At 70.6% G+C, this 22193-nt stretch carries 16 protein-coding genes and 2 pseudogenes; 16 read left to right on the top strand and 2 right to left on the bottom strand.

Translation table 11 applies throughout. The features are described from left to right. Positions 1-229: 229 nt before the first annotated feature. The 3 genes and pseudogenes from MW084_RS09095 to clpX all read left to right on the top strand — a co-directional run bounded on the left by MW084_RS09095 (position 230) and on the right by clpX (position 2992). Complete coding sequence (locus tag MW084_RS09095) at positions 230-835, top strand: ATP-dependent Clp protease proteolytic subunit (RefSeq protein ID WP_010470195.1); 606 nt, start codon at positions 230-232, stop codon at positions 833-835. Between the two features lie 67 nt (positions 836-902). Next, positions 903-1562, top strand: coding sequence for an ATP-dependent Clp protease proteolytic subunit (locus tag MW084_RS09090; protein ID WP_010470196.1), 660 nt, complete (start codon positions 903-905; stop codon positions 1560-1562). Positions 1563-1721: 159 nt separating this feature from the next. Next, positions 1722-2992, top strand: a pseudogene (clpX, locus tag MW084_RS09085) (ATP-dependent Clp protease ATP-binding subunit ClpX). Positions 2993-3065: 73 nt separating this feature from the next. On the opposite strand, the gene MW084_RS09080 reads toward clpX, so the two are convergent. Beyond that, positions 3066-4022, bottom strand: coding sequence for a hypothetical protein (locus tag MW084_RS09080; RefSeq protein WP_010470197.1), 957 nt, complete (start codon positions 4020-4022; stop codon positions 3066-3068). A gap of 138 nt (positions 4023-4160) precedes the next feature. Here MW084_RS09080 and MW084_RS09075 point away from each other — a divergent pair, with 138 nt between their 5' ends. The 12 genes and pseudogenes from MW084_RS09075 (at position 4161) to MW084_RS09020 (ending at position 19542) form a co-directional block, all read left to right on the top strand. After that, a complete protein-coding gene (locus MW084_RS09075; protein ID WP_010470198.1) occupies positions 4161-6809 on the top strand; it encodes a valine--tRNA ligase in 2649 nt (882 codons plus the stop codon). A 234-nt stretch (positions 6810-7043) separates the two neighbouring features. Next, positions 7044-8567, top strand: coding sequence for a bifunctional tetrahydrofolate synthase/dihydrofolate synthase (gene folC / locus MW084_RS09070; protein ID WP_010470199.1), 1524 nt, complete (start codon positions 7044-7046; stop codon positions 8565-8567). Positions 8568-8572: 5 nt separating this feature from the next. Then, entirely contained in the window at positions 8573-8926 is a 354-nt protein-coding gene (locus MW084_RS09065) for a DUF4233 domain-containing protein (RefSeq protein ID WP_010470200.1), read from the top strand. Positions 8927-9065: 139 nt separating this feature from the next. Further along, entirely contained in the window at positions 9066-9479 is a 414-nt protein-coding gene (gene ndk / locus MW084_RS09060) for a nucleoside-diphosphate kinase (RefSeq protein ID WP_010470201.1), read from the top strand. 260 nt (positions 9480-9739) lie between these two features. Beyond that, the gene (locus MW084_RS09055; RefSeq protein ID WP_010470202.1) at positions 9740-10759 is read left to right on the top strand and encodes a rod shape-determining protein; all 1020 of its coding nucleotides are present in this window, start codon (positions 9740-9742) and stop codon (positions 10757-10759) included. Between the two features lie 108 nt (positions 10760-10867). Continuing rightward, on the top strand, positions 10868-11860 hold the full coding sequence (gene mreC, locus MW084_RS09050) for a rod shape-determining protein MreC (RefSeq protein ID WP_010470204.1): 993 nt from the start codon (positions 10868-10870) through the stop codon (positions 11858-11860). A gap of 4 nt (positions 11861-11864) precedes the next feature. Then, complete coding sequence (gene mreD, locus MW084_RS09045; protein WP_010470205.1) at positions 11865-12527, top strand: rod shape-determining protein MreD; 663 nt, start codon at positions 11865-11867, stop codon at positions 12525-12527. Positions 12528-12594: 67 nt separating this feature from the next. Then, positions 12595-14787 carry a penicillin-binding protein 2 gene (gene mrdA / locus MW084_RS09040; RefSeq protein ID WP_010470206.1) on the top strand — a complete coding sequence of 731 codons (2193 nt, stop codon included), beginning with the start codon at positions 12595-12597 and terminating at the stop codon, positions 14785-14787. Positions 14788-14796: 9 nt separating this feature from the next. Beyond that, complete coding sequence (rodA, locus tag MW084_RS09035; protein WP_010470209.1) at positions 14797-15999, top strand: rod shape-determining protein RodA; 1203 nt, start codon at positions 14797-14799, stop codon at positions 15997-15999. Between the two features lie 41 nt (positions 16000-16040). Beyond that, positions 16041-16645, top strand: a pseudogene (locus tag MW084_RS09030) (CYTH domain-containing protein); the annotation flags it as partial. A gap of 1 nt (position 16646) precedes the next feature. Continuing rightward, on the top strand, positions 16647-17533 hold an 887-nt coding region (locus MW084_RS09025), incomplete at its 5' end, for a CHAD domain-containing protein (RefSeq protein ID WP_420833734.1). 80 nt (positions 17534-17613) lie between these two features. Then, positions 17614-19542, top strand: a complete 1929-nt coding sequence (locus MW084_RS09020; protein WP_039829126.1) for a TIGR03960 family B12-binding radical SAM protein — start codon at positions 17614-17616, stop codon at positions 19540-19542. A 332-nt stretch (positions 19543-19874) separates the two neighbouring features. Here MW084_RS09020 and MW084_RS09015 read toward each other — a convergent pair whose 3' ends face one another. Then, entirely contained in the window at positions 19875-21218 is a 1344-nt protein-coding gene (locus MW084_RS09015) for an NsdA family TPR-like regulatory protein (protein WP_086024568.1), read from the bottom strand. 193 nt (positions 21219-21411) lie between these two features. On the opposite strand from MW084_RS09015, the gene MW084_RS09010 reads away from it, so the two are divergent. Next, on the top strand, positions 21412-22158 hold the full coding sequence (locus MW084_RS09010) for a hypothetical protein (RefSeq protein WP_010470213.1): 747 nt from the start codon (positions 21412-21414) through the stop codon (positions 22156-22158). The last annotated feature ends 35 nt before the right edge of the window (positions 22159-22193 follow it).

Genomic DNA, 22193 nt, shown 5'->3' with positions numbered 1-22193 from the left:
CCGGCCCGGACTCCCCGGCGGGCCCCGGACGCACAGTGCGTCCGGGGCCCGCCGCCGTACCCGAGGAACCTTGCGCTCCCAGCGAACAGTTCGGCAACCGGGATGGCGCCCGCCCACCTGCGCGTTAGGGTCCATGAATACGAGGGCAGGGGAGTCCCGCCCCCAGTACGACAGACGCTGAGACGGCCGCAGCCGTCGGAGACGAGCAGGTGGATACGTGACGAATCTGATGCCTTACGCCGCGGGTGAGCCGTCCATCGGTGGTGGCCTCGGCGACCATGTGTACAACCGGCTGCTCGGCGAGCGGATCATCTTCCTGGGCCAGCAGGTCGACGACGACATCGCGAACAAGATCACCGCGCAGATGCTCCTCCTCGCCGCCGACCCGGACAAGGACGTCTACCTGTACATCAACAGCCCCGGTGGTTCGGTGACGGCCGGCATGGCGATCTACGACACCATGCAGTACATCCCGAACGACGTGGTCACGATCGGCATGGGCATGGCCGCCTCCATGGGCCAGTTCCTGCTGACCGGCGGCACCGCGGGCAAGCGCTTCGCCCTGCCCAACACCGACATCCTGATGCACCAGGGCTCCGCCGGCATCGGCGGCACCGCCTCGGACATCAAGATCCAGGCCGAGTACCTCCTCCGCACCAAGCGCCGCATGGCCGAGATCACGGCGCGCCACTCGGGCCAGACCGTGGAGACGATCATCCGCGACGGTGACCGCGACCGCTGGTTCACCGCGACCGAGGCCAAGGAGTACGGCCTGATCGACGAGATCATCTCCGCCGCCTCGGGCGTTCCGGGCGGTGGCGGCACCGGCGCCTGAGCCCCCGCCGCGCCGACCGCCCCCNCCCCCAGCAGCCCGCCGAACGCCACAGGATGGTGAACACCCCATGAGCAACTTCTCCGCGAGCGGCCTCTACACCGGCCCGCAGGTGGACAGCCGTTACGTCGTCCCCCGCTTCGTCGAGCGCACCTCCCAGGGCGTGCGCGAGTACGACCCGTACGCCAAGCTCTTCGAAGAGCGCGTGATCTTCCTCGGCGTCCAGATCGACGACGCCTCCGCCAACGACGTCATGGCGCAGCTGCTGTGCCTGGAGTCGATGGACCCGGACCGCGACATCTCGGTCTACATCAACAGCCCCGGCGGATCCTTCACCGCGCTGACGGCGATCTACGACACGATGCAGTTCGTGAAGCCGGACATCCAGACCGTCTGCATGGGCCAGGCGGCCTCCGCCGCGGCCGTCCTCCTCGCCGCCGGCACGCCCGGCAAGCGCATGGCCCTGCCCAACGCGCGCGTGCTGATCCACCAGCCGTCCGGCGGCACCGGCCGCGAGCAGCTCTCCGACCTGGAGATCGCGGCCAACGAGATCCTCCGGATGCGCACGCAGCTGGAGGAGATGCTCGCCAAGCACTCCACGCAGCCGATCGAGAAGATCCGCGACGACATCGAGCGCGACAAGATCCTCACGGCCGAGGACGCCCTGGCGTACGGCCTGATCGACCAGATCGTCTCGACCCGCAAGAGCACGGCGGCCGCGGCGGCCTGACGCCCGACCTTCCCTTGGCACGGACCCTCCGGCGACTCCCCGTCGGCGCGAACCGTGCCAAGGGGGGCCCGAACGGGGGGCCCGGCAAGGTACCGTCGGATATGAGGCACCAGGAGCCGGCTGCGAACAAGCCGCTCCCAGGCGAAGGGGAAGCACCTCGTGGCACGCATCGGTGATGGCGGCGACCTGCTCAAGTGCTCGTTCTGCGGAAAGAGCCAGAAGCAGGTGAAGAAGCTCATCGCAGGACCCGGTGTGTACATCTGCGACGAGTGCATCGACCTCTGCAACGAGATCATCGAGGAGGAACTCGCCGAGACGAGCGAGGTGCGGTGGGAGGAACTCCCCAAGCCCCGCGAGATCTACGAGTTCCTGGAGGGCTACGTCGTCGGCCAGGAGCCGGCGAAGAAGGCCCTCTCGGTGGCGGTCTACAACCACTACAAGCGCGTCCAGGCCGGCGAGAACGGCGGCGGCCAGGGCAGGGACGACGCGATCGAGCTCGCCAAGTCCAACATCCTGCTGCTGGGTCCCACCGGTTCCGGCAAGACGCTGCTCGCCCAGACGCTGGCGCGCATGCTGAACGTCCCGTTCGCCATCGCCGACGCGACGGCGCTCACGGAGGCCGGGTACGTCGGCGAGGACGTCGAGAACATCCTGCTCAAGCTCATCCAGGCGGCCGACTACGACGTCAAGAAGGCCGAGACGGGCATCATCTACATCGACGAGATCGACAAGGTGGCCCGCAAGAGCGAGAACCCGTCCATCACCCGCGACGTCTCGGGTGAGGGCGTCCAGCAGGCCCTGCTGAAGATCCTGGAGGGCACCACGGCCTCCGTCCCGCCGCAGGGCGGCCGCAAGCACCCGCACCAGGAGTTCATCCAGATCGACACGACGAACGTGCTGTTCATCGTGGGCGGCGCCTTCGCCGGACTGGAGAAGATCATCGAGGCGCGGGCGGGGGCGAAGGGCATCGGCTTCGGCGCGACGATCCGCTCCAAGCGGGAGATCGAGGCGAGCGACCAGTTCCAGGAGGTCATGCCGGAGGACCTGGTCAAGTTCGGGATGATCCCCGAGTTCATCGGCCGGCTCCCCGTCATCACCTCCGTCCACAACCTGGACCGCGAGGCGCTGCTGAAGATCCTCGTCGAGCCGCGCAACGCCCTGGTGAAGCAGTACCAGCGCCTCTTCGAACTCGACGGTGTGGAGCTGGACTTCGACCGCCCCGCCCTGGAGGCCATCGCCGACCAGGCCATCCTCCGCGGCACCGGCGCGCCATCATGGAGGAGGTCCTGATGTCGGTGATGTACGAGGTCCCGTCCCGCAAGGACGTCGCCCGCGTCGTCATCACCGAGGACGTCGTCCACAACAACGTCAACCCGACCCTGGTGCCCCGCGTCGTCAAGGACCAGGGCCGCCACGAGAAGAGCGCGTAACAGCCGCCGCACGACGAAGGGCGCCCTCCCGGTCCATCCGGCCGGGAGGGCGCCCTTTCGCCGTGCGGCGGGCTCACGCCTTGACGCGGACGTCCTTGCGGAGGTCGGCCGTGATCCGCGCGGCCGCGTCCTTCTCGGTGCCCTTCGTCATCTCGCCGGCGAACACCACGGCGAACGTGCTGTGGTCCGCCCAGGCGCAGAACCAGTTGGTCTGCTGCTGCTTCGTCATGGGGTTCTCACCCTGCATGGACTGGCACTTCATGGCGCCGTTGAAGCCGTCGGGGGACACCTCCTCCGCCGAGCCGATCAGCTTCGTCTTGCTGTCGGTGTCCTTGTCCGCCTCCAGGCGCATCTGGGCGAAGTACGCGTCCAGGGTCTTCTCCGGGTCCGCGATCTCGCCGTACACGCCGCTGAAGCTGACCGACTTCGCCGCCAGTGCCTCCGGCGAGGCCCCCGGGTTCGCCGGGTCGGCCTTCTTCGGGTCGTACGTCGAGTACGCGCCCGACACGGACGTGCCGTTGCGCACGCCCGCCCGCTCCAGGTTCTTCACCATGGACTCGTTGGAGGCGCCCTCCTTGCTGTGCCGCTTGTACTCGCCGCCCAGCACCGTCTCGGGCGCCGCCAGCCTGTGGGGTCCGTCGTCCTCCAGACCGCCGAGCCCCCCGAACAGGAACCACGCGCCCACGCCGAGCGCGACCACGCCCGCGGTCACGCCGATGACCAGGCCCGTCTTCTTCTTCGGGGCCTGCGGCGCGCCCGGGTACCCCGGAGCGCCGTACGAGGGCTGCTGCGGAGGCTGTCCGTAGGGGGGCTGCTGCGGGGGCTGACCGTAGGCGCCGGGCTGCGGGGGCTGGCCGTACGGGGCCGGCTGCGGCGGGTGGCCGTATCCCGGCTGGGGCGGCGGCGCCTGCTGCGGGTAGCCGTAGCCGGGCTGCGGCGCCTGCGGGGGCTGGCCGTACGGACCCGGCTGGCCGTAGGGCCCGGGCTGCGGGGGCTGCCCGCCGTAGGGGCCCGGCTGGTGGTAACTCATCAGGGATTTCCCTCGTCCAGACGTTTACGCGTTGCCCACATCTTGGCCGAAGGAGCGCTTCCCGGGGGGCGCGGGGTGCGCATCGCCACGGAACATTCCCGTTTCAGTACGCGGCTGTGACACCCCTAAACTGGGCCCGTGACCGAGAACACTCAGCAGCAGCCAGCGTCCATCCCCGAACTGCCGACCCAGTACGCGCCGGCCGAGGTAGAAGGGAAGCTGTACGAGAGCTGGGTGGAGCGCGGTTACTTCGACGCCGACGAGAACAGCGACAAGCCGCCGTACGCGATCGTCATCCCGCCGCCGAACGTCACCGGCAGCCTCCACCTGGGCCACGCCTTCGAGCACACCCTCATCGACGCCCTCACCCGGCGCAAGCGCATGCAGGGCCACGAGGTGCTGTGGCAGCCCGGAATGGACCACGCCGGCATCGCCACGCAGAACGTCGTCGAGCGTGAGCTGGCCAAGGAGGGCAGGTCGCGGCACGACCTCGGGCGTGAGGCGTTCGTCGAACGCGTCTGGCGGTGGAAGGCCGAGTCCGGTGGCCGGATCTCCGGCCAGATGCGCCGCCTCGGCGACGGCGTCGCGTGGTCGCGCGAGCGGTTCACCATGGACGAGGGGCTGTCCCGGGCCGTCCAGACCATCTTCAAGAAGCTCTACGACGACGAGCTGATCTACCGCGCCGAGCGCATCATCAACTGGTGCCCCCGCTGCCTCACGGCCATCTCCGACATCGAGGTGGAGTACCAGGAGAGCGACGGCGAACTCGTCTCCATCCGGTACGGGGAGGGCGACGACTCCATCGTCGTCGCCACCACCCGCGCCGAGACGATGCTCGGCGACACCGCCGTCGCCGTCCACCCCGAGGACGAGCGGTACCGGCACCTCGTCGGCCGGGAGGTCGAACTGCCGCTCACCGGACGCCGCATCCCGGTCGTCGCGGACGAGCACGTCGACCCCGCGTTCGGCACCGGAGCCGTCAAGGTGACCCCGGCGCACGACCCGAACGACTTCGAGATCGGCCGGCGGCAGGAGCTGCCCTCCCTCACCGTCATGGACGAGCACGCCGTCATCACCGTCCACGGCCCCTTCCAGGGCCTGGACCGGCTGGAGGCCCGCTCCGCCATCGTCGCCGCCCTCCGCGCCGAGGGCCGGGTCGTCGCCGAGAAGCGCCCCTACCCCCACTCCGTCGGCCACTGCTCGCGCTGCAAGACCACCATCGAGCCGCGCCTGTCGATGCAGTGGTGGGTCAAGGTGGGCCCGCTCGCGCAGGCCGCCGGCGACGCGGTCCGCGACGGCCGCGTCGCGATCCACCCGCAGGACATGGAGAAGCGGTACTTCGACTGGGTCGACAACCTCCACGACTGGTGCATCTCGCGCCAGTTGTGGTGGGGCCACCGCATCCCCGTCTGGTACGGCCCGAACGGCGAGGTCGTCTGCGTCGGCCCCGACGAGCAGCCTCCGTCCGGGGAGGGCTGGCACCAGGACACCGACGTCCTCGACACCTGGTTCTCGTCCGGGCTGTGGCCGTTCTCCACGCTGGGGTGGCCCGAGCGGACCGCGAGCCTCGAGAAGTTCTACCCGAACTCCGTCCTGGTCACCGGGTACGACATCCTCTTCTTCTGGGTCGCCCGGATGATGATGTTCGGCCTCTACGCGATGGACGGCACCCCGCCGTTCCGCACCATCGCCCTGCACGGCATGGTCCGCGACCAGAACGGCAAGAAGATGTCGAAGTCCTTCGGGAACGTCGTCGACCCGCTGGACTGGATGGACAAGTACGGCTCCGACGCCCTCCGCTTCACCCTGGCGCGCGGCGCCAACCCGGGCATCGACGTGCCGATCGGCGAGGACTGGGTCCAGGCGTCCCGGAACTTCGCCAACAAGATCTGGAACGCCACGCGCTTCGCACTGATGAACGGCGCCACCGTCGAAGGCCCCCTGCCGGACGCCGCCCGGATGTCGGCCGCGGACCGCTGGATCCTCTCCCGCCTCGACAAGACGGTCGCCGAAGTCGACGCGTACTACGAGGACTTCCAGTTCGCCAAGCTCAGCGAGACCCTCTACCACTTCGCGTGGGACGAGGTCTTCGACTGGTACGTCGAGCTGTCCAAGACGACGTTCTTCGCGGGCGGCGAGCAGGCGAAGGTCTCCGCGCGCGTCCTCGGCGAGGTCCTCGACGTGACGCTGCGCCTGCTGCACCCCGTCGTCCCGTTCGTCACCGACACCCTGTGGACCACGCTCACCGGCGGAGAGTCCCTCGTCGTCGCCGACTGGCCGGGCGCGGTGTCCGTCCCCGGAGCCGACACCCCGGGAGGCTTCCGCGACGAGGCCGCCGAGCGGGAGATCGAACTCGTCCGGCGCGTCGTCACCGAGGTCCGCCGCTTCCGCTCCGACCAGGGCCTCCAGCCCGGTCAGAAGGTTCCGGCGCGCCTCGACCTGGCCGGTACGGCGCTGGCGCCGCACGAGGCGGCCATCCGCCAGCTCCTGCGCCTCCAGCCGGAGGGCGAGGGCTTCCAGGCCACGGCGTCCCTGCCGGTCGCCGGGGCCACGGTCGCGCTCGACCTGTCGGGCACGATCGACGTCGCCGCCGAGCGCAAGCGCCTGACGAAGGACCTGGGCGCGGCCGAGAAGGAGAAGGCGCAGGCCGAGGGCAAGCTCGGGAACGAGGCGTTCCTCGCCAAGGCGCCCGACCAGGTCGTGGAGAAGATCCGTACCCGGCTGGCCAAGGCCGAGGAGGACATCACCCGCATCCGGGCCCAGCTCGCGAGCCTGCCGCAGGACTGACCGGCCGCGGCCGCCCGGCACCCGGCCGGGCGGCCGGTGCGCCATGGCGGCCGGCCGCCTCCCACGGCCGGGCGNNNGCCGCATCGGCGGGGCCCCGGGGCCGGCCGGTTCCGGGTTCCGTGAGCCCCCGCGCGCACCGGGCCCGGTCCCGCGCACCGGTCCGGCGGCGGCCGGTCCGCCGCCGGGCACGGGGCGGCGGGCGGCGGTGTCGGCGGCCCTCCGTAGACTGGACGCGTGAGTGAGCAGCCCCCGTCCAGCGACCACCCGGACAGCGACGACACCGCCGACTTCGACGGCATCGTCGGAGCCGAGACGGACCGAGACCCCGACCTGGCGGTGATCGAGGCCGGCAGCCGTACCCTGCGGACCCAGGCCGGCCCGCCGCAGGGCGACCCCGTGCCGGCGCGGCCCGCCGACCCGGAGGTCGACAAGGCGCTGCGGGAGGTCGAGCAGGAGCTCTCCACCCGCTGGGGCGAGACCAAGCTGGAGCCCTCCGTCCAGCGGATCACCGCCCTCATGGACGTCCTGGGCGAGCCCCAGCGCACGTACCCCGCCATCCACATCACGGGGACCAACGGCAAGACGTCCACGGCCCGCATGATCGAGGCCCTGCTCGGCGCGTTCGACCTGCGCACCGGCCGGTACACCTCGCCGCACGTCCAGTCGATCACCGAGCGGATCAGCCTGGACGGCGCCCCGATCGGCGCCGAGCGGTTCATCGAGGCCTACCGGGACGTCAAGCCGTACGTCGAGATGGTCGACGCCGCCCAGGAGTACCGGCTCTCCTTCTTCGAGGTCCTCACCGGCATGGCGTACGCCGCGTTCGCCGACGCCCCGGTCGACGTCGCCGTCGTCGAGGTCGGCATGGGCGGCAGCTGGGACGCGACCAACGTCATCGACGGCTCCGTCGCCGTCGTCACCCCGATCTCCCTGGACCACACCGACCGGCTCGGTTCCACGCCCGCCGAGATCGCCGGCGAGAAGGCCGGGATCATCAAGCAGGACGCCACCGTCATCCTCGCCCAGCAGCCGGTGGACGCGGCGCAGGTGCTCCTCAAGAAGTCCGTCGAGGCGAACGCCACCGTCGCCCGTGAGGGCATGGAGTTCGGCGTCGTCTCCCGGGAGGTCGCCGTCGGCGGCCAGCTGCTGACCCTGCGCGGCCTCGGCGGCGAGTACGAGGGCGTCTTCCTGCCCCTGTACGGGGCGCACCAGGCGCACAACGCCGCCGTGGCGCTCGCCGCGGTCGAGGCGTTCTTCGGGATCGGCGCGCAGCACGCCCGCCCCCTGGACCTCGAAACGGTCCGCCGGGCCTTCGCCGCCGTCACCTCGCCCGGCCGCCTGGAGGTCGTCCGGCGCAGCCCCACCGTCGTCCTGGACGCCGCGCACAACCCGGCGGGCGCCCGGGCCGCGGCGGACGCGGTCCGGGAGGCGTTCGCCTTCTCGCGGCTGATCGGCGTGGTGGGCGCGAGCGGCGACAAGGACGTGCGGGGGCTCCTGGAGGCGTTCGAGCCGATCTTCGCGGAGATCGTCGTCACGGCGAACTCCACGCCCCGGGCGATGGACCCCGACGCCCTCGCGGCCGTCGCGGTGGAGGTCTTCGGCGAGGAGCGCGTGGTGGTCGAACCGCGCCTCGACGACGCGCTGGAGGCGGCCATCACGCTCGCCGAGGAGGAGGGCGGGTTCGCGGGCGCGGGCGTGCTGGTGACGGGTTCGGTGATCACGGTCGGGGAAGCCCGGCTGCTCCTCCGGAAGGGCTGAGACGGATGCGTACGCTCTGCGCCTCGACGCTGGTCGGCGAGTTCTTCGTGCTGGGCTTCGCGGGCCTGGTGGCGATGAAGGACCCGGATCTGGGCATGGGCACCGTCTGGACGGTGTGCGGCGTCCTGATGGTGGTGAGCCTGCTGCTGTGCGGCCTGCTCACCCGTCCGGGCGGCGTCCAGCTGGGCTGGGCGCTGCAGGTCGCGCTCGTCCTGAGCGGCTTCTTCGTGCCGGTCATGTTCTTCCTCGGCGCGGTCTTCGCGGGCCTGTGGTGGGCGTCCGTCCACTTCGGGCGGAAGATCGACGAGGCGAAGGCCCGCTGGGCGGCACAGCACGAGGCCGGCGCCCCGTCGGCGTGACCGCACCGGGCCCGGCACCCGGTCCGGGTGACCGCCGCACGCGCGGGCGGCCCGCCGGTCCGGTCGGGTGCCGTCCCGGCGGCGCGCCCCTGTAGCCTCTGTGCACCGCACGTACATGCTTGCAAGGAGCCGTTCCACGATGACCCAGCGCACCCTCGTCCTCCTCAAGCCCGACGCCGTCCGCAGGCACCTGATCGGCGAGATCATCGGCCGCATCGAGCGCAAGGCCGGCTGGACCATCGCCGCGCTGGAGCTGCGCACGCTCGACCAGGACACGCTGGAGCAGCACTACGGCGAGCACCGCGGCAAGCCCTTCTACGAGCCGCTCGTCGCGTTCATGTCCTCCGGGCCGGTCGTCGCGATGGTGGTCGAGGGGGAGCGGGTCATCGAGGGCGTACGCCGGCTGGCCGGGCCGACGGACCCGATCGCCGCGGAGCCCGGTTCCATCCGGGGCGACTACGGCACCATCGTCCGGGAGAACCTGATCCACGCCTCGGACTCGGAGGAGTCCGCCATTCGGGAACTCAAGATTTTCTTTCCCGGCCTTTCCTGACCTACTGTCAACCGTACGCGCTCATGACCTGGGGCGACCGAGTGGAATTCCGGTCGCCCCGCGGCATATGACGAGGAGGATCGGGAACGCATCGCACCGGTATCTCGTCACCTGTACAGAGGCGGATCACCGCGCCGTGTTCGCGTAGGCGGCACTACGATGGAATCCTCCGCTCCACACGATCCAGCGCGCCGTCCTGAGAAGCCGTCAACGCTCTATGGGAAGGCCCGACGCTCCTCATGGGAAACAAGGGGAACTCAATGTCGTTCATCGGCCGTGACATGGCTGTCGACCTCGGGACCGCCAACACGCTGGTGTACGTCAGGGGTCGCGGCATCGTCCTCAACGAGCCGTCGGTCGTCGCCATCAACACCAACACCGGCGGCATCCTGGCGGTCGGCGCGGAGGCGAAGAAGATGATCGGCCGGACCCCCGGCAACATCGTCGCGGTGCGGCCGCTGAAGGACGGGGTGATCGCGGACTTCGAGATCACCGAACGGATGCTCCGCTACTTCATTCTGAAAATCCACAAGCGCCGCTATCTGGCCCGTCCCCGCGTCGTCGTCTGCGTGCCGTCCGGCATCACGGGCGTCGAGCGCCGCGCGGTCATCGAGGCGTCCACCCAGGCCGGCGCCCGGCAGGTGCACATCATCGAGGAGCCGATGGCGGCCGCCATCGGATCGGGCCTGCCGGTCCACGAGGCCACCGGCAACATGGTCGTCGACATCGGCGGCGGCACGACCGAGGTCGCCGTCATCTCCCTCGGCGGGATCGTCACCGCGCAGTCCATCCGGGTCGCCGGCGACGAGCTGGACAACGCGATCATCCAGCACGTCAAGAAGGAGTACAGCCTCCTCCTGGGCGAGCGCACCGCCGAACAGATCAAGATCACCATCGGTTCGGCGCACGACTTCGGCGAGGAGGAGCACACCGAGATCCGCGGACGCGACCTGGTCTCCGGCCTGCCCAAGACCGTCGTCATCTCCGCCACGGAGGTCCGCAAGGCGATCGAGGAGCCCGTCAACGCCATCGTCGACGCCGTGAAGACCACCCTCGACAAGTGCCCGCCCGAGCTGTCCGGCGACATCATGGACCGCGGGATCGTCCTCACCGGCGGCGGCGCCCTGCTGCGCGGCCTCGACGAGCGGCTGCGCCAGGAGACGGGCATGCCGATCCACATCGCCGAGGACCCGCTGGACTCGGTGGCGCTGGGCTCCGGCAAGTGCGTCGAGGAGTTCGAGGCGCTCCAGCAGGTGCTGGACTCCCAGCCCCGCAGGTGACGCCGGCGTGACCGGCCGTACGGGGTCCCGTCGGTCCCGTGCGGCCGGTCTCCGGTACCCCGGTACAACAGCACAGACATTCCTACGAGGAAGGCACGGCCGCCCCACGTGAGGGACACGAAAGAGAGCCGACTGCTTCTGGCGCTTCTGGTCGCCGTCGCGTTCGCGCTGATCACGGTGGACATCCGCGGCGGTGAGAAGTCACCGGTCGACGGAGCCCGCCGCGTCGCCGCCACCGTCTTCGGTCCGGTGGAGAACAGCGTCGCGTCCGCGGTCGCCCCGATCGGCAACGCGATCGGGGCCGTACGGGACTCCGGCGAGCGCCACGGCCGCATCGCGCAGCTGGAGAGGGAGAACGCCGAGCTGAAGGCGAGGCTCGGCAGCGACGACCGCAACCGCAACCGCGTCCGCGAGCTGGACAAGCTGCTCAGGACGGCCGGCGCGGGGCAGTACGGCATCAAGGCGGCCGAGGTCATCGCCATGGGGGCCGCCCAGGGCTTCTCCTGGACGGTCACCATCGACGCCGGGGCGCAGGACGGCATCCGCCGCGACATGACCGTCATCAACGGCGACGGACTCGTCGGCCGCGTCACCACCGTCGGCCCCTCCACCGCCACCGTGCTCCTCGCCGGCGACCCGGACTTCACGGTCGGCACGCGGATAGAGCGCACCGACGAGCTGGGCTTCGCCACCGGCCAGGGCGACCGCCCGCTGTCCGTGCAGCTCCTCAACGGCAAGGCGAAGGTGAAGCCCGGCGACCGGCTCGTCACCTTCGGCTCCCAGGCCGACCGCCCGTTCGTGCCGGGCGTGCCCGTCGGCGAGGTCATCCGCGTCGACCCCTCCAGCGGCGCCCTGACCCGCAGGCTGTTCGTCCGCCCCTACGTCGGGTTCAGCCGCCTCGACATCGTCGGCGTCGTCGTCCAGGCGCCCCGCACCGACCCGCGCGACACGGTCCTGCCCGCCAAGCCGAAGCCCGCCCCGACGGTCACCGTGACGGTCACGCCCTCCCCGGTCGGGGACCGGCCGCAGGGCGAGGGGGACGGGCAGGCGAACGCCCAGCCGGGCGTGACCCCCCGCGCCGACGAGCAGGAGCAGGAGTAGTCCCATGCGCTTCAACCGGATCCTGCTCTCCAGCACGCTGGTCACGGTCGCCCTGGTCGTCCAGGTGTCCGTCCTCGCCCGCCTCCAACTGCCCGGTGCCGTACCGGACTTGCTCCTGCTGACCGTGCTCGGCCTGTCCATGGTCTACGGGCACGTCGGCGGCGCCCTCGTCGGATTCGGCGCCGGCCTCCTCGCCGACCTCGCCCCGCCCGCCGACCACGCCGTCGGCCGCTACGCCCTGGTCCTGTGCGTCGTCGGCTACGTCGCGGGGCTCACCAGGCCGGAGACCGGGCAGCCCAGGTCCGCGGCCGGCCCGATGGCCGTGGTCGCCGCCGCCGCGGTCGGCTCCACACTGCTGTACGCGGGCGTCGGCGCCCTCGTCGGCGACACCGGAGCCCGCCACGTGGGCCTCGTCTCGCTGATCCTCACCGCCGTCGTCTACGACCTGCTGCTCACGCCGTTCACCCTGCCGTGGATCATGGCGCTGGCCCGGCGGGCCGACAACGACCCGCTCGCCGAGCCCGCCGGCGGCGGCGACGTCACCACGGGCTGGATGGTCGGCGGCACCGGCCTGAGCCTCGGCGACCGGCGCGGCGGCCTGCGCGCCCGCGCCGCCCGCGGCAGGGCCGCCCGCGCCGCCCGCATCAGGGGGGTCAAGCGCCCGTGAGGCCGGCCCGACCCCGACGAGAACGGCACACCGCACGAGGGAACCGAGACACCCAGGGGAGGGAGTCGTGAGCAACATTCCCGAGACGGGCCGGACCCCGCGCGTCCAGATCCGCCTCATCGTCATCCAGGTCCTCGTCTTCTCCCTCCTCCTCACCCTCCTCGGCCGCCTCTGGTACCTCCAGATCCGCAACGGCGAGGAGTACTCCGACGAGGCGAGGAGCAACCACGTCCAGCAGGTCGTCCAGCCCGCCGTCCGCGGCGCCATCCTCGACGCGCGCGGCGTGCCCCTCGCCGACAACGAGACCCGCCTCGTCGTCTCGGCCTCCCGCACCGAGCTCATGCGCATGAAGGACCGCGGCAGGGGCGTCCTCACCCGCCTCGCCGGCGTCCTCGGCATGACGCCCAAGGAGGTCATGGACAAGGTCCGCCTCTGCGACTCCAAGACCCCGCAGCCCTGCTGGAACGGCTCCCCCTACCAGCCGATCCCCGTCACCGACGAGGCCACCACCCAGCAGGCCCTGCAGATCCGCGAACGGGCCGAGGACTTCCCCGGCATCACCGCCGAACCCACCGCCGTACGCCGCTACCCGGCCCCCGGCAAGGCCCGCACCGCGCAGGTCCTCGGCTACCTCTCGCCCGTCACCGACGAGGAGATCGAGAAGGCCAAGGACACCGACTCGCCGTTCCTCCGCTCCGACCAGATCGGCCGCTCCGGCATCGAACGCACCTACGACAGGTACCTGCGCGGCAAGGCCGGCGTCACCCGCTACGAGGTCGACAACCTCGGCCGCGTCATCGGCCAGGCGGAGAACGACCCGACCGTCCCCGGCTCCACCCTCGTCACCTCCATAGACGCCCGCGTCCAGGCCGTCGCCGAGTACGAGCTGCACCAGGCGATGAAGAACGTCCGCAAGGAGACCGACAAGATCACCGGCCGCCCCTACAAGGCGGACGCGGGCGCCGTCGTCGTCATGGAGTCCAAGACCGGCCGCGTCGTCGCGATGGCCTCCCAGCCCGACTACGACCCCAACGTCTGGGTCGGCGGCATCTCCGGCAAGGAGTACGCCAGGCTCACCGGCAAGGGCTCCAACTACCCGCTGCTCAACCGGGCCATCCAGGGCCAGTCGCCCGCCGGCTCCGTCTTCAAGGTGGTCTCGGCGAGCGCGGCCGTCCGGGCCGGCTACCCCTTCGACGACCGCTACAACTGCAGCGCCTCCTACAGCCTCGGCGGCCGCAGCTTCGCGAACTTCGAGTCCAAGGGGCACGGCCCCATCACCCTCGGCGACGCCCTCAAGTACTCCTGCAACACCGTCTTCTACGCCCTCGGCCACAAGGAGTGGCAGCGCGACGGCGGCCTCAAGCCGGACAAGGACGCCCACGACTGGTTCTACCGGACCGCCCACGACTTCGGGTTCGGCTCCGAGACCGGCATCGACCTGCCGAACGAGGTCAGCGGCCGCGTCCCCGACCGCCGGTGGAAGCAGCGGTTCTGGGAGGCCAACAAGGACTCCTGGTGCAAGCAGGGCAAGAAGGGCGGCAGCTACGTCGAGCAGATCGCCTACGAGAACTGCCTCGAAGGCAACCAGCTGAAGGCGTTCGACAGCATCAACTTCGCCATCGGCCAGGGCGACGTCCTCATCACCCCGATTCAGCTGGCCACCGCCTACGCCGCCATCAGCAACGGCGGCACCCTCTTCGCACCGACCATCGGCAAGGCCCTGATCAGCCCCGACGGCAAGAAGGTCCAGGAGATCAAGCCCAAGGCCCGCGGCAGGCTGCCGGTCGACGCGCAGACCATCAGCGACCTCGACAAGGGCCTGCGCTCCGTCGTCGAACCCGGCGGCACCGCCGCCTGGCGGTTCGGCGGATGGCCGCAGGACAAGATCCCGATGCGGGCCAAGACCGGCACCGCGCAGGTCTACGGCAAGCAGACCACCTCGTGGTTCGCCACCTACACCGACGACTACACCATCGTCATGACGATCTCCCAGGGCGGCACCGGCTCCGGCGCCTCCGGCCCCGCGGTCCGCAACATCTACGACGCCCTCTACGGCCTCGACGACGCGGGCAACCAGGACCTCAAGCGGGCCCTCCTGCCCAAGCCGCAGAAGGACCTGCCGAAGATCCAGCCCGACGGCACCATCGAGGCGCCGCCGATCAAGCCGTACGACCCCGAGTCGCAGAAGCCCAAGGACGGCACGGGACAGGGCGACGGACAACCGGGCCTCGCGGGTCCGCCACCGGTCTGGAGGGACTGACCGACCACCATGCCCGGAAACAACGACTTCTCCGTCCCCCGCTACGGGCCCGAGCCGGGCGGCCTGTGGGCCAGGCTCACCGCCCGCGACTCCCTGGTGCGCCGCCTCGACTGGCCCCTGATGCTCGCGGCACTGGCCCTGTCCCTCGTCGGCGCGCTCCTCGTGTGGTCCGCCACCCGCAACCGCACCGAGCTCAACCAGGGCGACCCGTACTCGTTCCTCTTCAAGCACCTGCTCAACACGGGCATCGGCGTCGCCCTGATGGTCGGCACGATCTGGCTCGGGCACCGCACCCTGCGCGGCGCGGTGCCCGTCCTGTACGGCGTCTCCGTCGTCCTCGTCCTGCTCGTCCTCACCCCGCTGGGCGCCACCATCAACGGCGCCCACGCCTGGATCGTCCTCGGCGGCGGCTTCTCCCTCCAGCCGTCCGAGTTCGTGAAGGTCACGATCATCCTCGGGATGGCGATGCTCCTCGCGGCCCGCGTCGACGCCGGGGACCAGCTCCACCCCGACCACCGCACCGTCGCCAAGTCCCTGCTCCTCGCCGTCGTCCCCATGGCCATCGTCATGCTGATGCCCGACCTCGGCTCCGTGATGGTCATGGTCGTGATCGTCCTCGGCGTCCTCCTCGCCTCCGGCGCCTCCAACCGGTGGGTCCTCGGCCTGATCGGCGCGGGCATCGCCGGAGCGGTCCTCGTCGCCGTCCTCGGCGTCCTCGACGAGTACCAGATCAACCGCTTCGCCGCGTTCGCCAACCCCGAACTCGACCCCTCGGGCGTCGGCTACAACACCAACCAGGCCCGCATCGCCATCGGATCCGGCGGCCTGTACGGAGCCGGGCTCTTCAACGGCCACCAGACCACCGGCCAGTTCGTCCCCGAACAGCAGACCGACTTCATCTTCACCGTCGCCGGCGAGGAACTCGGCTTCCTCGGCGCCGGCACGATCATCGCCCTGCTCGGTCTCGTCATGTGGCGCGCCTGCCGCATCGCCCGGGAGACCACCGAGCTGTACGGCACGATCGTCGCCGCCGGCATCATCGCCTGGTTCGCCTTCCAGTCCTTCGAGAACATCGGCATGACCCTCGGCATCATGCCCGTCGCCGGCCTCCCCCTGCCGTTCGTCTCCTACGGCGGCTCGTCCATGTTCGCCGTGTGGATCGCCGTCGGCCTCCTCCAGTCCATCCGCTCCCAGCGGCCCATAGCGGCCTGAACGCACGACGGCCGGGCGGCACCCTGGACTACATTCGGTGTATGGCGGACACGAAACGTGAGATAGAGCGAAAGTACGAAGCCACCACCGACACCCGGGTGCCGGACCTCACCCGGGTCCGCGGGGTGTCCCGCGTCGTCGACACCGGCACCGCGGACCTCGACGCCGTCTACTACGACACCCCCGGCCTGCGCCTCGCCGCCCACTCCGTCACCCTGCGCCGCCGCACCGGGGGCGACGCGGGCTGGCACCTCAAACTGCCCGTCGCCCCCGGCGTCCGCGACGAGATCCACGCCCCCCTCGGCGGCGACGTGCCACCCGCCCTCGCCGCGCTCGTCCGCGCCCTCACCCGCGGCGACACCCTCGCCCCCGCCGTACGGCTGCGCTCCTCCCGCGACGTACGCCACCTCCTCGACGGCGACGGCGCCCTCCTCGCCGAACTGAGCACCGACACCGTCCGCGCCGAACGCCTCACCGGCGACGGCGGCACCGCCCACTGGACCGAGATCGAGGTGGAACTCGCCGACGGCACCGACCCCGCCCTGCTGGACGCCGTCGACAAACGCCTCCGCAAGGCCGGCATCCGCCCCGCCGCGTCCCCGTCGAAACTCGCCCGCGCCCTGGAGGAGACCGGCACCCCGCCCCCNCGGCCCGCCCCTCCCCGCACCACACGGCAGGCGACCACGCCCTCGCCTACCTGCGGAAGCACACCGAAGCCCTCCTCGTCCACGACATCGGCCTGCGCCGCGACCAGCCCGACGCCGTCCACCGGATGCGCGTCGCCACCCGCCGCCTGCGCAGCGCCTTCCGCAGCCTCCGCACGGTCCTCGACCGGGAGGCCACCGCCCCCGTCGCCGCCGAGCTGAAGTGGCTCGCCGCGGAACTGGGCGTCGACCGCGACCGGGAGGTACTCGACGAACGCCTCCACACCGCCCTCGAAACCGTCCCGCGCACCCTCCGGCTCGGCCCCGTGCACGCCCGCCTCCGCCGCTGGTCCGCCGCCCGCCGGGCCGGCTCGCGCGACCGCCTCCTGGAGGTCCTCGACGGCGACCGCTACCTCGCCCTCCTCGACGCCCTGGACGCCCTCCTCGCCGACCCGCCGCTGCGCCCCGCCGCCGCGAAGGCCCCGGAGAAGGTCCTGGCCAAAACGGTCGCGAAGGACCACGCGCGGGTGGCGGCCCGCCTCGAACACGCCCTGGCGCTCGACCCCGGCCACCACCGGGACACCGCCCTCCACGAGACGCGGAAGGCCGCCAAACGCGCCCGCTACACCGCCGAACTCGCCGCCCCCGTCCTCGGCAGGCCCGCCCGGCGCCTCGTCAAGGACATGAAGGCCGTCCAGCAGCTCCTCGGCGACCACCAGGACAGCGTCGTCGCCCGCGAGGCGCTCCGGCAGCTCGCCGTCCAGGCGAACGGCGCGGGCGAGTCGTCCTTCACCTGGGGGCTGCTCCACGGCCGCGAGGAGGCCAGGGCCGCCGCCCGCGAACGCGAGCTGCCGCACGTGTGGGCGGGCGTGCGGGACCCGCGCGGCTGAGCCGTTCGCCGTGCCGGGGGGCGACTCGGGGCGCGTTACGCTTGAGAGTCGCCCCCATCAGCTCACGAAGGTTCCCCGAAATGCCTGAGTCGGTCTTCCCACAGCTCGAAGCTCTGCTCCCGCATGTGCAGAAGCCGATCCAGTACGTCGGCGGCGAGCTCAACTCCACGGTCAAGCCCTGGGAGAGCTGCGACGTCCGCTGGGCCCTGATGTACCCCGACGCGTACGAGGTCGGCCTGCCCAACCAGGGCGTCATGATCCTCTACGAGGTGCTGAACGAACGCGAGGGCGTCCTCGCCGAGCGCACCTACAGCGTGTGGCCGGACCTCGAGAAGCTGATGCGCGAGAACGGCGTGCCCCAGTTCACCGTCGACAGCCACCGCCCCGTCGGCGCGTTCGACGTCTTCGGCCTCAGCTTCTCCACCGAGCTGGGCTACACCAACATGCTCACCGCGCTCGACCTCGCCGGCATCCCGCTGGAGGCGAAGGACCGCGACGTCGACCACCCGATCGTCCTCGCCGGCGGGCACGCCGCGTTCAACCCCGAGCCGATCGCGGACTTCGTCGACGCCGCGGTGATCGGCGACGGCGAGCAGGCCGTGCTGGAGATCACCGACATCATCCGCGCCTGGAAGGCCGAGGGCCGCCCCGGCGGCCGCGAGGAGGTCCTCTTCCGCCTGGCGAGGACCGGCGGCGTGTACGTCCCGCGCTTCTACGACGTGGAGTACCTGCCGGACGGCCGCATCGGCCGCGTCGTGCCCAACCGCTCCGGCGTGCCGTGGCGCGTGTCCAAGCACACCGTCATGGACCTCGACGAGTGGCCGTACCCCAAGCAGCCGCTCGTCCCGCTCGCCGAGACGGTCCACGAGCGGATGTCCGTCGAGATCTTCCGCGGCTGCACCCGCGGCTGCCGCTTCTGCCAGGCCGGCATGATCACGCGCCCCGTGCGGGAGCGAAGCATCACCGGCATCGGCGAGATGGTGGACAAGGGCCTGAAGGCGACCGGCTTCGAGGAGGTCGGCCTGCTCTCGCTCTCCTCGGCCGACCACTCCGAGATCGGCGACATCGCCAAGGGCCTCGCGGACCGCTACGAGGACGACAAGATCGGCCTGTCCCTCCCCTCGACCCGCGTCGACGCGTTCAACGTGGACCTGGCCAACGAACTGACCCGCAACGGCCGCCGCTCCGGCCTCACCTTCGCCCCCGAGGGCGGCTCCGAGCGCATGCGCAAGGTCATCAACAAGATGGTCTCGGAGGAGGACCTGATCCGCACGGTCGCCACCGCGTACGGCAACGGCTGGCGCCAGGTGAAGCTGTACTTCATGTGCGGCCTCCCCACCGAGACCGACGACGACGTCCTCCAGATCGCCGACATGGCGGCGAACGTCATCGCCAAGGGCCGCGAGGTCTCCAAGTCCAACGACATCCGCTGCACGGTCTCCATCGGCGGGTTCGTGCCCAAGCCGCACACGCCGTTCCAGTGGGCTCCGCAGCTCTCCGCCGAGGAGACCGACGCCCGCCTGGAGAAGCTCCGCGACAAGATCCGCGGCGACAGGAAGTACGGCCGCTCGATCGGCTTCCGCTACCACGACGGCAAGCCCGGCATCGTCGAGGGCCTCCTGTCGCGCGGCGACCGCCGCGTCGGCGCCGTCATCCGCGCCGTGTACGAGGACGGCGGCCGCTTCGACGGCTGGCGCGAGCACTTCAGCTACGACCGCTGGATGGAGTGCGCCGCGAAGACGCTGCCGCACTACGGCGTCGACGTCGACTGGTACACGACGCGCGAGCGCACCTACGAGGAGGTCCTGCCCTGGGACCACCTGGACTCCGGTCTGGACAAGGACTGGTTGTGGGAGGACTGGCAGGACGCCCTCGACGAGACCGAGGTCGAGGACTGCCGCTGGACGCCCTGCTTCGACTGCGGCGTCTGCCCCCAATTTGATACATGGCCACAACTGAGCAACAGCGGTAAGAAGCTGCTCCCACTTACGGTCAAGAAGGGGTCGTGACCAGCGGCGATGCCGTCCGGCGGATGGCTGAGACGCTCGCTGGAATGACCGAGGCGGAGCGTGCCGAGATCCTCCGTGGGCTTGGAGCGAAGGAGCGTGAGCAGGCTTCCCGCCCCTCGCGGCGTACGCCGCTCCCTGCTCCTCGGCGAGATCCGAGCATCGCCTCCGCTGTGGAGTGGGTGTAGGCACACGACGAGCGGCGTCCGGTATCGACGGGCCGGACGCCCCTCGCCGCGCCTCTGCGGGGCTCTACGCCCTTGCCGGACTCGGGGCTGGGGCTCGGCCCTCTCAGAGCCGCACAGGCCCGCGTACGGCCTCGTCCGGGGCGCACCTCAGATCCGGCGTGCGGTGGCCAACGGACGGGCGCGCTCGGACAGCTCGCGGACGTGAGGGTTTCGCGCGTGTGGGCGGAGGGCGGAGAGCATCGCGCGGAAGCGGTCGTCGGCCCGACCCGACTGAACGTGGGGGTAGTCGTCGAGTGCCAGGTGCCAGGTCTGGACAGCTTCCTCCAGCCGACCAGCCTCCAGCTTCCACTCGGCCAGCATCGATCGGTGCCGAACCCTGGCGCGCCGGTACACGGTGGGCCTGACCTTCTCGGACTGTTCGAGAGCACGGATGGCACCCTCACGGTCGCCGAGTTCGTAGCTGACCTGTGAGACGTGGTAGCTCAGGGACGCGGGGTCGTAAGAGCCGTGAGCCTTGGCCTTGGCCTCCGCCTTCTCCATGGCCACCTCCGCCTCACGGAGCATGGCCCACGCCCCGCGCCGGTCGCCTGTCTGCGCGGCTGCGTGTGCCTGCTGTCCGGCAAGGAACGCCCGCATCCTCGGACCGGCCTCGGGGGAGGCGGCCGACGCTGCGTTGGCGTATCGCAAGGCCGCTGCGCCATGCCCAAGCTCGACGGCTTGGACGCTCATACCGCGCAGCGTCGTGCAGTAGGTGAGGTGGTCTCCGGCTGCGCCGGCCAGCTCAAGGGCCTTCATGTAGTAGCTCTGGCCGAGCATGTCCAGGCGCTCGTCAACGGCCATGTACCCGGTCAGGTAGAGGTGATCAGCGGCGGCCGAGAGCATGGCCTTGCGTACGGAATCGCTGGCCGTGGCTTGGAGGTACGGGGCGATGTTGTTCACCATGAACGCGGCGGCCATGGGCCGGGCGGTACGCCCGCCGAACTGGTCATCCAGTTCGCTGATCCGTTCAGTCATGGCGATGACGGACTCGACCTCGGCCATGCCGATCCGGGTGTGCGGGTTGGTCTTGATCCGTTCGAAGCGTGACAGTACGTCGGGCCAACCGGGGATGGTCAGGGCGACCGAGTACAGGCCCCCTGCGAGCACTCCCCTCCGAGATGGGTCCATGTCCATGCTCCCGAGATCGATCAGTCCTGCAACGGTATCCGTCGCCTCGGGCTCGATGTCGGGCTGATCGGCAAAGCCTGCCTCGAACGCGGTGACCTGCCTGCCGAGCTTCCGGCTGAGGGCCTCCAGCACGACGGGGCGGTACTTGGCCATGGGGCGTGTGCCGGATAACCAGTGGGACACGGCGGACTCGTCGTACTTCAACCGCCGACCGGTCTCCGTTCCGACTCGGTTGACCGCACGCGCGAACTCGCCCAGGTTCCAGTGGGTCTCGGCGTAGAGGGCTGCCAGCTTGTGGTTCGGAGTACGTGCGCGTGATGCCATGAAGCCACCCCCCTGGGCTTGGTTTCAAGGGTTTCAAGGTACCGCCAGGCTCCTTCCATGTTCACGGCCAGCGCACACCTGTTGACTCAGGGTCGTGCCACGCGGGGCGACGAGCAGGACCCTTCCGCCCCGCGTGGCCAGCCAAGCCGACAGGCGTAGTCGAAGCTGCGCCCCGCCCGGAACGGAGACTCAGGTGACCACCGTCGACACCGCGACGATCACGGTCGAACTGCCCGACGCGTTCGACCCTCGCTGGAACCGCCTGCCCGGTATCACCATGGACGGCAACAAGATCACCCTCGACCCGGCCGAGTACTTCTTCCGGTTCGAGGCGAACACCTGGCTCGTCATCGACTGGCAGACCGTGACGGACGGCCTGCTGAACGTGGACGAGACCGAGACCGCGAGCGTCGAACAGATGGCGCTGGAGTTCGTGAAGGCGCACGGCCGCTCGACCAACGACGCGGGCGAGGTCCTGGCCATCGCCTACCAGGTGTACTCGTACCTGTTCCGGGACGAGCACCTCGCCACGCTCGGCCTGCCGGGTGTCACCGCCGAGCACCTGAAGATGCTCCGCGAGGCGGCCACCTTCATGGCCCTGAACAAGGTCGAGCTCGACGGCCACATCTCCAACGTGGGCCCGTGCTGGTTCTTCCCCTCCGCGACCGGTGTGGTCTTCGACCTCTCCGACGAGGACGGCCAGATGCTGGACGAGGTCTACCACGGCGGCTGGTTCAACGAGCACCGCCGGATCGAGGGCATCAAGGCTCACGCCGCGCTCGGCGGACGGCTGGTCCACGGCTGCCAGTCCAAGCCCGACCAGTCCGGCGGCGTCGTCGCCCCCTACGGCGCGTCGATGGCCACGTTCGGCAAGGAGCTCGCCGAGATGAAGGCCGAGTGGATCGAGCAGGTCAACTCCTACCGGGTGACGGCCGCCTGATCCCACCGTTGAACCACGGCCCGGGGTGGCAAGCG

This window comes from Streptomyces sudanensis (genome assembly GCF_023614315.1).
Lineage (GTDB): Bacteria > Actinomycetota > Actinomycetes > Streptomycetales > Streptomycetaceae > Streptomyces > Streptomyces sudanensis.
Note: the sequence above shows the minus strand (reverse complement) of the source record. Positions and strands in the feature narration are given on the sequence as shown.

Excerpts from the sequence above, each read along its gene's own strand:
- MW084_RS09020 (WP_039829126.1), top strand. The coding sequence starts at position 17,614 with ATGCCTGAGTCGGTCTTCCCACAGCTCGAAGCTCTGCTCCCGCATGTG.
- MW084_RS09015 (WP_086024568.1), bottom strand. The coding sequence starts at position 21,218 with ATGGCATCACGCGCACGTACTCCGAACCACAAGCTGGCAGCCCTCTAC.
- MW084_RS09065 (WP_010470200.1), top strand. The coding sequence starts at position 8,573 with ATGCGTACGCTCTGCGCCTCGACGCTGGTCGGCGAGTTCTTCGTGCTG.
- rodA (WP_010470209.1), top strand. The coding sequence starts at position 14,797 with ATGCCCGGAAACAACGACTTCTCCGTCCCCCGCTACGGGCCCGAGCCG.
- MW084_RS09090 (WP_010470196.1), top strand. The coding sequence starts at position 903 with ATGAGCAACTTCTCCGCGAGCGGCCTCTACACCGGCCCGCAGGTGGAC.
- mreD (WP_010470205.1), top strand. The coding sequence starts at position 11,865 with ATGCGCTTCAACCGGATCCTGCTCTCCAGCACGCTGGTCACGGTCGCC.
- MW084_RS09080 (WP_010470197.1), bottom strand. The coding sequence starts at position 4,022 with ATGAGTTACCACCAGCCGGGCCCCTACGGCGGGCAGCCCCCGCAGCCC.
- MW084_RS09095 (WP_010470195.1), top strand. The coding sequence starts at position 230 with ATGCCTTACGCCGCGGGTGAGCCGTCCATCGGTGGTGGCCTCGGCGAC.
- MW084_RS09055 (WP_010470202.1), top strand. The coding sequence starts at position 9,740 with ATGTCGTTCATCGGCCGTGACATGGCTGTCGACCTCGGGACCGCCAAC.
- ndk (WP_010470201.1), top strand. The coding sequence starts at position 9,066 with ATGACCCAGCGCACCCTCGTCCTCCTCAAGCCCGACGCCGTCCGCAGG.